The sequence below is a fragment of the Chryseobacterium sp. BGA-UO-ETr-SB22 genome (assembly GCF_059567885.1).
The window spans coordinates 1,810,462-1,823,565 of sequence record NZ_JCAQOV010000005.1 but is presented as its reverse complement, the minus strand read 5'-3'; the positions used below and the strand labels follow the sequence as shown (position 1 = coordinate 1,823,565).

9 protein-coding genes are annotated in these 13,104 nt (G+C 36.6%); 5 read left to right on the top strand and 4 right to left on the bottom strand.

The window, feature by feature from the left end:
• Nucleotides 1-73: 73 nt before the first annotated feature.
• From AC57AW_RS15615 to AC57AW_RS15600, 4 genes are all read right to left on the bottom strand, one after another.
• On the bottom strand, nucleotides 74-1,705 hold the full coding sequence (locus AC57AW_RS15615; protein WP_496352616.1) for a M1 family metallopeptidase: 1,632 nt from the start codon (nucleotides 1,703-1,705) through the stop codon (nucleotides 74-76).
• A gap of 137 nt (nucleotides 1,706-1,842) precedes the next feature.
• On the bottom strand, nucleotides 1,843-4,803 hold the full coding sequence (locus AC57AW_RS15610) for a reprolysin-like metallopeptidase (protein WP_496352615.1): 2,961 nt from the start codon (nucleotides 4,801-4,803) through the stop codon (nucleotides 1,843-1,845).
• Nucleotides 4,804-5,032: 229 nt separating this feature from the next.
• On the bottom strand, nucleotides 5,033-5,860 hold the full coding sequence (gene tatC / locus AC57AW_RS15605) for a twin-arginine translocase subunit TatC (RefSeq protein ID WP_496352614.1): 828 nt from the start codon (nucleotides 5,858-5,860) through the stop codon (nucleotides 5,033-5,035).
• Nucleotides 5,861-5,994: 134 nt separating this feature from the next.
• On the bottom strand, nucleotides 5,995-6,954 hold the full coding sequence (locus AC57AW_RS15600) for a KpsF/GutQ family sugar-phosphate isomerase (RefSeq protein ID WP_318845491.1): 960 nt from the start codon (nucleotides 6,952-6,954) through the stop codon (nucleotides 5,995-5,997).
• A 157-nt stretch (nucleotides 6,955-7,111) separates the two neighbouring features.
• Between AC57AW_RS15600 and recQ the strand changes: the two genes are divergently transcribed.
• From recQ to lpdA, 5 genes are all read left to right on the top strand, one after another.
• The gene (gene recQ / locus AC57AW_RS15595; protein ID WP_496352613.1) at nucleotides 7,112-9,316 is read left to right on the top strand and encodes a DNA helicase RecQ; all 2,205 of its coding nucleotides are present in this window, start codon (nucleotides 7,112-7,114) and stop codon (nucleotides 9,314-9,316) included.
• 210 nt (nucleotides 9,317-9,526) lie between these two features.
• On the top strand, nucleotides 9,527-10,606 hold the full coding sequence (locus AC57AW_RS15590; protein WP_496352612.1) for a glycosyltransferase: 1,080 nt from the start codon (nucleotides 9,527-9,529) through the stop codon (nucleotides 10,604-10,606).
• A gap of 66 nt (nucleotides 10,607-10,672) precedes the next feature.
• Complete coding sequence (locus AC57AW_RS15585; protein ID WP_318845495.1) at nucleotides 10,673-11,017, top strand: hypothetical protein; 345 nt, start codon at nucleotides 10,673-10,675, stop codon at nucleotides 11,015-11,017.
• 46 nt (nucleotides 11,018-11,063) lie between these two features.
• Nucleotides 11,064-11,450: a cupin domain-containing protein gene (locus AC57AW_RS15580; protein WP_318845496.1), complete on the top strand. Its 387-nt coding sequence runs from the start codon at nucleotides 11,064-11,066 to the stop codon at nucleotides 11,448-11,450.
• Nucleotides 11,451-11,580: 130 nt separating this feature from the next.
• Nucleotides 11,581-12,984, top strand: coding sequence for a dihydrolipoyl dehydrogenase (lpdA, locus tag AC57AW_RS15575; protein ID WP_047374277.1), 1,404 nt, complete (start codon nucleotides 11,581-11,583; stop codon nucleotides 12,982-12,984).
• The last annotated feature ends 120 nt before the right edge of the window (nucleotides 12,985-13,104 follow it).

Sequence of the window (13,104 nt, the reverse complement as noted above, 5' to 3'; positions counted from 1 at the left end):
AAACTTTTCTTAAAGTTTTACATTAAAAAAGTGAAAAGGCAAATCTGCTGGTCTGCAAATTTGCCTTTTTCTTTTATTTAGTATTGTAATAATTGATATAATAGTTAGGGTTTAATTCAACTGGGCTATCCTTTTTAAGCTTTACGGTCTGCCATTCTTCTGTAGGATTAATAGTCTGATCGCCATTGATGATGATAGGTAATTTCAGGTTTTTTACCACATCTGTATAACGGAACTTTAAAGTATCACCATTCTGAGTATACTCAAGAGTTGGTATTTTTATTGTTCTCAGGTACTGATCAAAAACACTCGAGAAATCAATGCCGGATTTTGATGAAATATAATTTTCAATCTGCTGGGTGGTAACCGTCTGATGATAAAAATCTTTATTCAAACCTCTTAAAATCTGTCTGAATTTTTCATCATTATTGATGATCTGTCTTATGGTGTGAATCATGTTGGCTCCCTTCGGATACATATCTCCGCTGCCTTCATTTCTTACTCCGTATTGGCCGATAATAGGAACGTCATTATCTATCCCTTTCCTGATTCCCTGAACATAGATTTCAGCAGATTTTTTGTCCATATATTTTTCCGTAAAAAGAGTCTCGGAGTAGTTGGTGAAACTTTCATGAATCCACATATCAGCCTGGTCTTTTGCTGTAATATTATTGGCGAACCATTCATGGCCGCTTTCATGAATAATAATGAAATCCCATTTTAATCCAACTCCTGTCCCTGAAAGATCTCTTCCCAGATAGCCGTTCTGATATTTGTTTCCATAGGCTACATTACTCTGGTGTTCCATACCAAGGTGAGGAGACTCTACAAGTTTGTATGAATCTTCATAAAACGGATACGGACCAAACCAGTATTCAAATGCTGAGAGCATAGGTTTTACCTGTTGAAATTGTTTTTTTGCCTTGTCCAGATTATAGTCAAGAACCCAATAATCAAGGTCCAGTTTTCCTTTTTCACCCTCAAATATATCTTTAAAATTCACATATTTTCCTATACTTGGGATAATGGAGTAGGCATTGATAGGGTTTTTAACCTCCCAGGTATAAGTAGTTTTGCTGCCGGTTGTTTTTTTATCAGTCAGTCTGCCGTTCCCTACACCTACCAGATTATTAGGAGTTACAATTTTCATAATGACTCCGTTATCAGGTTCATCGCTCCAGATATCTTTGGTAGGAAGCCATATGGAAGCTCCTATTCCCTCGTCAGCGGCAGTCATCCATGGATTTCCTTTTTCATCTTTAGTAAAAACCCAGCCGCCGTCCCATGGAGCGTTTTTAGCAATGGTTGGTTTTCCGGAATACGTAACATTGATCGTATATTTTTCGCCTTTTTTGAATTTTTTATTCGTATTAATGAAAATAAAGTCTCCGTCCTGCTTATAATTGGCAATAGGAAAGCTTCCTTCCACTTTATCAGCTTTCATCGGCTGCTGAAGGTCGATCTGGAAAACAGGATTTGTAACATCTTTGATAATCTCAAAGCTGATGATATTATTTCCTTTAATGCTTTTCTGCTCAAAATCCGGTTCTACGGAAAGATCATATTTTTTGACGTCCCAAAAATTCCTGAATTCAGTATTGGAGCCCTTTAAAGTATCCTGTTTGGTGAAAACCTTACCCTTTTCAAAGAACTGTCCGAAAACAAGTCCTGATGCAAATAACAGGGTATATGACAACTTTTTCATTTAAACTTTTATTAATAATCTTTTCAAAAGTATAAAATTAAATCAATAGCACATACCGGAAATGTAATAAAATACAGATTTTGAGAAAGCATAAAAAAAGCCCGGTCAATGCCGGGCTGTAAAAAACTTGTTAGGTTTTATTTTTTGATGAATTTAAGGTTCGTAGCGGTTCCTTTATCTTCAATTGAAATAATATAAGCTCCGGTGCTTAATCTTGAAACAGGAATTTTATTATCATTAATCTGGCCGTTCATTACTTTTTGACCCGCCATATTGGTAATGATAAACTGAGCTTTAGATGAAATCTGAGTTACATTTAATACATCACTTACCGGGTTAGGGTAGATCTGAATAGAACTCTTATCTTTTACTGTCTCACTGGTAGAAAGCTGCTGCTGGATAAGTACCGGATAATCCTCTACTTCACCATATTGCTGGTTGCTGCATCCACTGTTTGGCTGGCTTTCATATCCCAATACCACTCTCATGATCACGTTTCCTCCGGTATAAGCATCTGCAGGTACTGAGAATGATCCTGAAACAGGAGTTGCTATACTAGGTGCGCTGGTGTAGATTACTTCAGATGAAGAGAATACTCCGTCTCTGTTGAAATCTATCCACGCAGTTACTCCGTCATTATACTGTGAACCTGTCCATGCTTTGGTAATACTTACATTATTACCTGAAGTTCCGGACATAAGGGTGATCAGTTTCGAAGGATCTGCAGTGTAGTCTGTATACGGTGTATTAGCACTGCTATTTGAAACAGGGCTCATTCCAGCACCGGTTACTGTAACATTGGAAATATACTCATCTGCTGCATTGGTTCCGGTTATTGAACATTTGGCAAAAGGAGATGTTGTGAAATTCGTTGATGCAGAATAAGAACCAACAGAAGATCCACAAACATTGGCTATCTGTACTTCGTATTGAGTAGATTCTGTAAGTCCTGAAATGTTATAAGAGTTTGTTGAAACAGGAACGGTAGTCCATGTTGCTGTTCCTACTTTTCTGTACATTACAGAATAGGTAGACCCTACTAGGGCTGTCCAGTTCACAGATGCTGAAGTTCTTGTAATTCCTGTTACCGTAATTCCAGCCGGAGCAGATGCTGTACAGGCACTTGCTGATGCTGAAACTGTGGCATTTCCAACGGCATAGAATACATTATCAATGGCGCTTACTCTTATCTTTACACTTGCACCCGTTGCCAAAGAAGAGAACGAAAACGGCTCAGCTCCATCATTAGGTGTGGAAGGAGTAATAACCGTCCATGTAGTTCCATTGTCTGTAGTATAGTCTAATTTAACATTCTGTACATTATATGGTGCATTATTAGTGTTTACCACATCCCAGGTAACCGCTCCCGGTGTATTATTATAAACCGTAGTTGAAGTTACTTTAAATGGACCTTCGTTTCCTATATCCACTTTCATCAGACTGCTTTGGGTCTGCTGTTGTGCAACATTCGGGTTGTTATCTCTTACCGTTACCTTGAAATTCATGGTTCTTGGGATATTGGATACTGTTTCCCAATCTGCAGCGCTGGTAAGGGCGCCATTAAGAACATTTGATAATTTAGGGAAATAACGTGTAGGGGAGTTGGTAGGCATTAAAGATCTGAAGTTCGCCCCATTATTTCTGGTTGCACTTACTGGTCCAAAAGTAGAAGTAGCCAGATCATATTGTTCCCATGTGTAAGTCATTGGATCATTTTGTGTATCTGTAGCAGATGCAGTCAGTACAAAAGCGGTTCCTTTAGGAATCATTTTATTAACCATTGGCTGTATAGAAGGAGGTGTATTCGCTACTGCTGTAATAGTACCGCAATCCTGAGCATTGACATAGGCTCCTACTTCTTCAATATTTTTGGTGTGAAAATAAGCATCAGAATGCATCTGAACATTATAGTTGGTAATACCGGCGTATCCCATAATAGTAGATCCTGATCCAGGCTCCATGTGAGCACCATGCAACGCAATAGACATTGTGTGTGCTCCACCGAACTGGTGACCAATTTCATGAGCTACAAAATCTATATCATAATTGTCTCCGAAAGGCTGATCCGGAGTAGAAGGTGACGTGATTCCCGCACCTTTAGAAGTTGCATCATTATTATTTGCAGGATTTCTGCAGACATTTCCTACATCTCCAGCGCTTCCACCACCACCTCTGTGGCCAAAGAAATGTCCTATATCATAGGCATTATTACCTACACCGGCAGTATTTGTAAGAGTTTGCTGAAGCTGTAGATTCCATGCGCCGGGAGCACTGTAGCTGCCATTTGGATTTACGATTACATTGGCATAAGGGTCAGTTGTTGGATCTGCGAATATAAGTTGTGGAAGATCCTGTACAATCATATGGATGCCAAAATCTTTTTCAAAAACTCCATTTACACGGTTCATTGTGGCATTAATACGGGCTGCGGCTTGAGGAACACCTCCGGCAAGCTGAGTATATTCACCATTTACAGAAATAGCAATTCTATAGGTTCTGTATTTTTGTTCATTACTTTTATTAACATTACCGAGTCCGTTTAAAACATTTTTTGCTTTGAGAAGCTTATTCATTTCTTTCTTTGCCTTCTCAGGCTCAGAAGTTTTACATTCGAAAGGATCTTCATGAGATTTGTTGGATTTGAAAAAGACTCCATATACATCTTTTTCTTTGTTGATGGGCTCTATGAATTCATATTTTCCTGTATTGGAATCAAATGTCATAGATTGGAAATCATTTGGTGCAGTACTGAATCTGACTTGTTTATGAGGGTTGTCCAGGCCAATACCGGCATATGCTCCCAATTCATATCTGTCTGCCATAGATTTTTCTATTACAGGCGAGCTGTACACTGAAAATCTTTCAATTCTTCCGTCTGCTGTAGGGATAGAAACGATGACAGGGTTTCCTCCTTTTCCTGCTTCAGGAGCATTCTTTAATTGATCTCTTAAAGCAGAAAGATCAAATTTGTAGGCATATTCTACCTTTACTTCCTTCCTTACCGGTGTTATTTTTTCCGAGACCGGTTCCCAGCGTTGTGCCTGCAAACCACTCAGACTTAAAGTTAGTGCACACACGAAAATAATTTTCTTTTTCATATTTTTTATTGATTGTTGTTGAATTTTTTAAAGATAGTGTATTTTTTAGAAAAAAATATTGAGAATACGGTGTTAATTGTTCCTAACTTTATATTATTAGTTAAATTTTATTATTGTTTTAAATTAAATTAAGAATAAATATAATTAAAGTTGATATTTTTATATAAAATAAGCGCTACCATTCATTTGAATAGTAGCGCTTAGGCTTTTATTTAGTAAAAAATACTGATTATTTCTGTACTGCCGGAAGGGTTCCGTTGTTTTTCTGTACTTTCTTATAAGTAAATGTACACATCATAATACTGAATTCATATAGAATAAGCAATGGGAATGCAGCCATCAACATACTTAAAACGTCTGCCGGAGTAATGATGGCAGCAACTACCATAATCAAAACAATAGCGTGTCTACGGTACGTTTTCATGAATGTTGGAGTAAGAATTCCGATGCTGGTAAGGAAGTAGATCAGAATCGGGAAAAGGAAAATAACGCCCATCCCTAAAACTACCTGTAAAAATAAGGTGGTATAATCACTAAGGTCGTAAAGCGGAACAATAATGTCTGAAATCTTAAAGATAACCCCAAAATTAACCGCAAACGGAAGGATTAAAAAATAACCGCACATCACTCCGGTCATGAAAAGAATCCATACTGCATTGATAATATAAATGGAATTTTTTCTTTCTCTGGGATGTAAAGCCGGACCAATAAAACGCCACAATTCCCATACAATATAAGGAAACGCAGCTACCATTCCTCCAAAAACAGAAACAGCCATCATCACATTGAACTGCTGATACAATCTCTGTACACGAACAGGGAAGTCTTTTGGAAGGTGAATACTGTCTTCTCCCAGAATCATTCTTGAAAAATGATTAACCACTCTGAAAGTCGGGAAATCATTTCTGGTGGGACCAAAAAAAACATGGTCCATAATCCAGTTGATATTGAAACCAACTACAAAGGCGGCAATTATGATAGCAATAATCGAACGGATCAGATGCCCTCTTAATTCTCCTATATGTCCAAGAAAGGACATGTCTTTACCATCACTCACAGAATAAAATTTTAAGTCGCAAATTTATAAAAAAAATGACAGAAGTAAGAGTCTGCAGCTTATTAGTTAAATTTTACTTTTAATCTGCAAAATATCTTTTATTTATTAATCTCTAACCTCTGGGTTTCTACCATTTAATTAATCCCCTCATCCAACAGTTTATGCAGATCTATAATTCCGAAATACTTTCCGTTTTCTGTTACAATAAGCTGTCCGATGTTGTTTTCTTTCAGTGTTTTCATGGCTTCTTTGGCCAACGCATCTTTTTCAATGGTTCTTGGATGGGCAGACATAATATCTTTAGCCAATACTTTACTGATATCTTCTCCTTTCATCAGCATTCTTCTCAAATCTCCGTCTGTGATGACACCAATGATCTGATTTGAGTTCGTCACAACAGTAATTCCGTGGCTTGAAGCACTGATTGAGATAATGACATCTCTTATAGAAGCATCTTCTGTAACCTGAGGTTTTTGAGACGAAAGAAACTGCTCTACTTTAGAAGTAAGGTTTTTTCCTAAGCTTCCTCCCGGGTGGAATTTGGCGAAATCATTAGCCTTGAAATCATTGAGTTCCATTAAAGCAACGGCCAAAGCATCTCCCAAAGCCATCTGGATTGTGGTAGAGCTGGTAGGTGCTAGTTTATTAGGACAGGCTTCAACGTCAACGTGAGTATCTAAAATTACCTCAGAAAACTCAGCCAGTTTACTCTTTTTATTTCCCGTCATCCCGATCAAAGCGGAAGAATAGTCTTTTAAATAAGGAACAAGGTTAGCAATTTCAGGAGAATTACCGGAATTTGAGATGCATAAAACAACATCCTGCTTCTGAATTACTCCCAGATCTCCATGAATAGCTTCTGAAGCATGCAGGAATTGCGATGGGGTTCCCGTTGAATTTAAGGTAGCTACAATTTTATTTCCTACATGGGCTGATTTCCCAATTCCGACTACAATAAGCTTTCCTTTTGCTGAATTGATGATCTCTACCGCATGTGCAAACTGGTCATCAATCCTGTTTTTTAATTTTTCGAGTTCAGAAATCTCTATTTCTAAAGTGGTTTTTGCAATTGATATAATGTTGGTTCTATCCATTTTATGATGATAAGGTATACAAAAAAGTTCTTTAAAAACGTTATATTTTAAAAAGAATATTTAATATAAATTTTATTTTTATAAATTCGTTCGCTTTTATTTTAAGCAGAATTTTTATAACTTTGGGTGTGATGCAAATTTAGCAATAGAAAATTAGATGAGCGCAAAAAAAGCCAATTTATCAGGCGAATTGAAAAAGTATTTTGGGTTTTCTACATTTAAGGGCCAGCAGGAAGAAATTATAGACAACCTATTGAATGGGAAGGATATATTTGTTTTAATGCCTACAGGTGGTGGGAAATCATTATGTTATCAGCTTCCGGCACTTATTTCGGAAGGTACGGCAATTGTCGTTTCGCCTTTGATAGCGTTGATGAAGAATCAGGTAGATGCAGTGAATGGCCTTTCATCTGAGGATGGGGTAGCACATGTATTAAATTCCTCATTAAACAAAACGCAGACCAAGCAGGTTTTTGACGATATCAAAAGCGGCAAAACCAAACTTCTGTATGTAGCTCCTGAATCATTAATAAAAGATGATTACCTGGATTTTTTGAAAGATGTGAAAATTTCTTTCTTTGCTATCGATGAAGCCCACTGTATTTCAGAGTGGGGACATGATTTCAGACCGGAATACAGGAATCTGAAACAGATTATAGACAGAATTGCCAATGTACCGGTGATTGCTTTGACGGCTACTGCTACTCCCAAGGTTCAGGATGATATCCAGAAAACTTTAGGGATGACGAATGCATTGGTGTTCAAAGAAAGTTTCAACCGTCCTAATCTATATTATGAAGTATGTCCTAAAATCAATATCGATAGGGAAGTCGTTAAGTTTATCAATCAGCGTAAAGGGAAATCAGGAATTGTATACTGCCTGAGCCGAAGAAAAGTTGAAGAATTTGCCCAGCTTCTGCAGGTAAACGGAATCAATGCACTTCCTTACCATGCGGGTCTTGACCAGAAAGTAAGAGTCGCAAATCAGGATAAATTCTTGATGGAAGAAGTGGATGTAATTGTTGCAACCATTGCCTTTGGGATGGGAATTGATAAACCGGATGTACGTTTTGTGATCCACTACGATTTTCCAAAATCATTGGAAAGCTACTATCAGGAAACTGGAAGAGCAGGGAGAGATGGAGGAGAAGGCCACTGTCTGGCATTCTACGATCCTAAAGATATTGAGAAATTAGAAAAATTCCTGGCACAAAAACCCGTTTCAGAAAGAGAAATCGGATTACAGCTTTTAAATGAAGTGGTAGGTTACGCTGAAACTTCAATGAGCAGAAGACAATACATTCTGTATTATTTTGGAGAAAATTTCGATCCGATAAAAGGAGCCGGAGCCAATATGTGTGACAACTCATCCAATCCGCCAAAAGTAAAAGATGCTACTGCAGACTTAGAAAAATCACTGAAACTAATCAGTGATACAGGTGAGAAATTCAAGTCTAAAGATCTGATTTCTGTTATCGTAGGGAAAGAAAATGCAGTGACAAAATCTTACAAACTTGAGCAAAGTTCTTATTTTGGTTTTGGAAAAGATGAAAAAGATAATTACTGGAAAACAATTCTGAGACAGGCAACGGTTCAGAACTTCTTACAGAAAGATATTGAAACTTACGGTGTTTTAAAGATTACAGAAAAAGGAAAAACAGTCCTGAATGGTACTTCTAAAGATGTATTTTTAATTGCTGAAGACAGAGAATTTGACCTTACTCAGGCAAAAGCCGAAAGCGATCAGGTGCAGCAGCAGGCTAGTGGAGGTATGGATCAAAACCTTTTTAATCTGTTGAAAGAACTTAGAAAGAAAGTTGCCAAAAAACATGGAATTCCACCATATACCGTATTTATGGATCCAAGTTTGGAGGATATGACTGTTCAGTATCCCATTACAGTAGATGAAATTACCAAAATCTATGGTGTAGGCGAAGGGAAAGCTAAAAAATATGGTAAAGAATTCGCAGACTATATCAAAACATATGTAGAAGATAATAATATAGAACGTACTCAGGATATGGTACTGAAGCAGGTGGCCAATAAATCAAGCCACAAAGTTTTTATTATCCAGAATACTGATAAAAAGATTGACCTTGAAGATATTGCAAGAGCTAAGAACCTTTCTATGGATGAACTTCTGAAAGAAATGGAAAGAATTGTATATCAGGGAACAAAACTGAATATCGACTATTATATTGAAGATAATTTTGACGAAGATATCGTAGACGGATTTATGGAGTTTATGACCGAATCTGAAAGCGATAGCATGAAGGTATTGCTGGATGAATTCGGGGATGAATTGTCTGATGAAGAAGTGAGAATGCTGAGAATTAAATTTATCAGTGACGTAGCAAATTAAAAAACAATATATTTCTAAAATATAATTTAAAATAAAGTAAGCTTTTCTTAGAAAAGCTTACTTTATTTTTATAGTGTCTCAAACTTAAAGTGAATGTAAAAATAAATCAGATTTAGAACTTAGTTAATTTCTGTTAATAAGCACCAAAACAGCAATTTTCATCCATCTAATTTTTGAAAAATTACCAAACTTTTTAGTAACTTTGATGTGATGAAAAAGATATCTGTCATATTTATTCTGCCGGACTTAGAAACCGGGGGAGCAGAAAGGATTGTTACTACTATAGCGAATCATCTCTCCAGAGATCGGTTTGAGCCCAAGATTTTGCTGTTGCGTAAACAAGGCGGATATTTGAATTTTCTAAAAAAAGATATCGAGATTATCGATATCAATACCGAAAGAATAAGACATTCTTTAAAGCCCATTTTAGGAGAAATCTACAGAAGAAAACCCGATATTGTATTCTCAGGTTTTGGTGAGGTGAATGCTTATTTGGCATTATTTATAAAACTGTTTCCAAGAACGAAATTCATAGCCCGGGAAACCAATGTTGTAACCCAGCATGTAACCCGTAAAGAGATTAAGTTTTTCTATAATTTTTACAATAACTATCAGAAAATCATTGCTCAGAGTGATGATATGATGAAAGACCTTGTTGATAATTTCAATATCAAAAAGAAAAAAATTGTCAAGATCAATAATCCTGTAGACTTTGATTTTATTGAAGATAAAATGGCTCTGTCTTTAAAACCCGAATGCTTCAAATACAATTATAAAAATGTAGTGGCTATTGGTAACTTATCCTCCAGAAAGGGGTTTGATAATCTGTTGAAAGTTTTTTCCAGACTGAAGAACGAAAACATTATGCTTCATATTCTGGGTGATGGAAAAGATAAAGATGTTTTGCATCAGACCAAGGAACTTTTAGGATTAAAAAAAGTTATTTTTCATGGCAGACAGGATAATCCCTACCAGTATCTGAAATACGCGGATTTATTTGTACTTTCATCAAGATACGAAGGTTTCCCGAATGTACTTCTGGAAGCGGGAGCATGCGGAACGTATTCACTGGCCAACAACTGCCCCGGAGGAATCAATGAAATTATCCAGCACAATGTAAACGGAGAAGTCGCTAATATTGAAAACTATGATGCTTTTGCCCAGCAAATTGTTAATGTACTCCAGAACAATTACAATAGAGATGCTATAAGAAACTCTATTAAATCACGGTTTTCAAAGAATATTATTTTGGATAAATACGAAAAGGTATTGTTGGATTTGATGAAGTAGGACTACCATACTATTTGTCTTATGGCGTTTTATTTTCTTAGATTTGGGGCGATAAAATAGATCGTAATGAACAAAATCCCGAAAATAGGATGCGCTTGTGAAAAACCTGACTTTAATTATACTGAATTCAGAAGTTCTGAATTAGGTATAGATCATACTAATGGAAGACATGGAGAAGTTTCTATTCAACAATGCAAATTGTGCCAGAGAATATGGATTCATTATTTTGTAGAATATGAAAGTTTTTCCAAATCAGGAAGATGGTACAAAGGAATTGTCTCAAAAAAAGATCGTTCACAGATAACTCCGGAAAATGCAGTAGAGTATCTGGAAAGCCTTGAATGGTATGTGTATGGCGGGTCGTTTTTTGAAAGTACGGGAACTTATGGACAAGGAAAGTTGACTGTATAATATTTCATGCTTAATAAAAATAAGCCTTAACATTAAAGCCAAATCAATGAAACCATTTATAATTGTTATTTTGATGCTGAATTCTGCTGTAATGATGGCTCAGCAGAAAACTATTTCCAGAAAAGAGTTGTTAAAAACAGCTGTTGGTCAGAGTGTTAAATCGGCGGAGATTCAGGAAATAACAATGGCCGCAGGGCTGGCAGCTCCCAAACATGTGCATCCATGTCCTGTAGTAGGAATCATAAAGTCCGGTGAGGCTGTGTTTCAGATAGAAGGAAAGGAAAGTGTTCTTCTTCGTGAAGGAGATGCTTTCTATGAGCCTAAAAATACTACCATTCTCCATTTTGATAATGCATCAACAGAAAAACCGCTGATCTTTACAGCAATTTATCTGAAGGAGGGAAATGAGGAAAATATAAAATTCATAAAATAACATTTTTCATAAAACTAAAGCATATAATTATCATTTTTAAAATTGATAAAACTCACTTTGGTGCTTGGTAATTTATATGTAAATTTGTGAGAATTAAGATAGATAATAATAAACAAATTCATAGAATAACATGAGTCAATTCGATGTTACCGTAATAGGTTCTGGTCCCGGTGGTTATGTTGCTGCTATCCGTGCAGCACAATTAGGTTTCAAAACAGCAATTATTGAAAAATATTCAACTTTAGGCGGAACTTGTCTTAACGTTGGATGTATTCCGTCAAAAGCACTTCTTGACAGCTCTGAACATTTCGAAAATGCAAAACACAATTTTGCAGGTCACGGAATTATCATCAATGAGCCGCAAGCGGATATCGCAAGAATGATCGAACGTAAAAACGAAGTGATCAAGCAAAATACAGATGGAATCAGCTACCTGATGAACAAAAACAAAATTACTGTTTTTGAAGGCGTAGGAAGCTTCGAATCTGCTACTCAGATTAAAGTTACAAAAAACGACGGTTCTTCTGAAACGATCGAATCTAAATATACAATCATTGCAACAGGTTCTAAACCATCTGCATTGCCTTTCATTTCTTTAGATAAAGAAAGAGTGATTACTTCTACGGAAGCTTTAAATCTTAAAGAAATTCCTAAACATCTGGTAGTAATCGGAGGAGGAGTAATCGGTCTTGAACTAGGTTCTGTATACCTAAGATTAGGAGCTCAGGTAACGGTTGTAGAATTTATGGATAAAATCATCCCTGGAATGGATGGAGCTTTAAGCAAAGAATTGACTAAAGTTCTTAAAAAACAAGGAATGAAGTTTATGCTTTCTACTGCGGTTTCTGCGGTTGAAAGAAACGGAGATACTGTGAAGATCACCGCTAAAGATAAAAAAGGAGAAGAAGTAGTAGTAGAAGGTGACTACTGTTTAGTTTCTGTAGGAAGAAAACCTTACACAGACGGTCTTGGTCTTGAAAAAGCAGGAGTAGAACTTGATGAAAGAGGAAGAGTAAAAGTAAACGACCACCTACAGACTAACGTAGCTAATATCTATGCAATTGGTGACGTTATCAAAGGAGCGATGCTTGCTCACAAAGCTGAAGAAGAAGGAGTTTTTGTTGCTGAAACATTAGCAGGACAAAAGCCTCACATCAACTATAACCTTATTCCTGGTGTTGTTTACACATGGCCGGAAGTTGCAGGAGTTGGTAAAACTGAAGAGCAGTTGAAAGAAGAAGGCGTAGCTTACAAAGTAGGTTCTTTCCCAATGAGAGCATTAGGAAGAAGCCGTGCAAGTGGTGATGTAGATGGTCTTGTTAAGATTATTGCAGACGAAAAAACGGATGAAGTTTTAGGAATGCACATCATTGGAGCCAGAGCTGCTGACCTTATTGCCGAAGGAGTAATTGCTATGGAATTCCGTGCAAGTGCTGAAGATATTGCAAGAAGTTCTCACGCGCACCCAACGTATGCAGAAGCAATTAAAGAAGCTGCATTGGATGCTACGGGGAAAAGACCAATCCATATGTAATAATTGATTAAAAAATTTAATCATTTAAATATTTAAAATTAAAGGCTGTTTCTTTTTGAGACAGCCTTTTTATGTGGATTTTGGCATGAAAATGGAGATTGATTTTTGAAAATTTAATGC

Coding starts and splice junctions, on each gene's coding strand:
- AC57AW_RS15615 (WP_496352616.1), bottom strand. CDS start 1,705: ATGAAAAAGTTGTCATATACCCTGTTATTTGCATCAGGACTTGTTTTC.
- AC57AW_RS15610 (WP_496352615.1), bottom strand. CDS start 4,803: ATGAAAAAGAAAATTATTTTCGTGTGTGCACTAACTTTAAGTCTGAGT.
- AC57AW_RS15600 (WP_318845491.1), bottom strand. CDS start 6,954: ATGGATAGAACCAACATTATATCAATTGCAAAAACCACTTTAGAAATA.
- recQ (WP_496352613.1), top strand. CDS start 7,112: ATGAGCGCAAAAAAAGCCAATTTATCAGGCGAATTGAAAAAGTATTTT.
- AC57AW_RS15590 (WP_496352612.1), top strand. CDS start 9,527: ATGAAAAAGATATCTGTCATATTTATTCTGCCGGACTTAGAAACCGGG.
- AC57AW_RS15585 (WP_318845495.1), top strand. CDS start 10,673: ATGAACAAAATCCCGAAAATAGGATGCGCTTGTGAAAAACCTGACTTT.
- AC57AW_RS15580 (WP_318845496.1), top strand. CDS start 11,064: ATGAAACCATTTATAATTGTTATTTTGATGCTGAATTCTGCTGTAATG.
- lpdA (WP_047374277.1), top strand. CDS start 11,581: ATGAGTCAATTCGATGTTACCGTAATAGGTTCTGGTCCCGGTGGTTAT.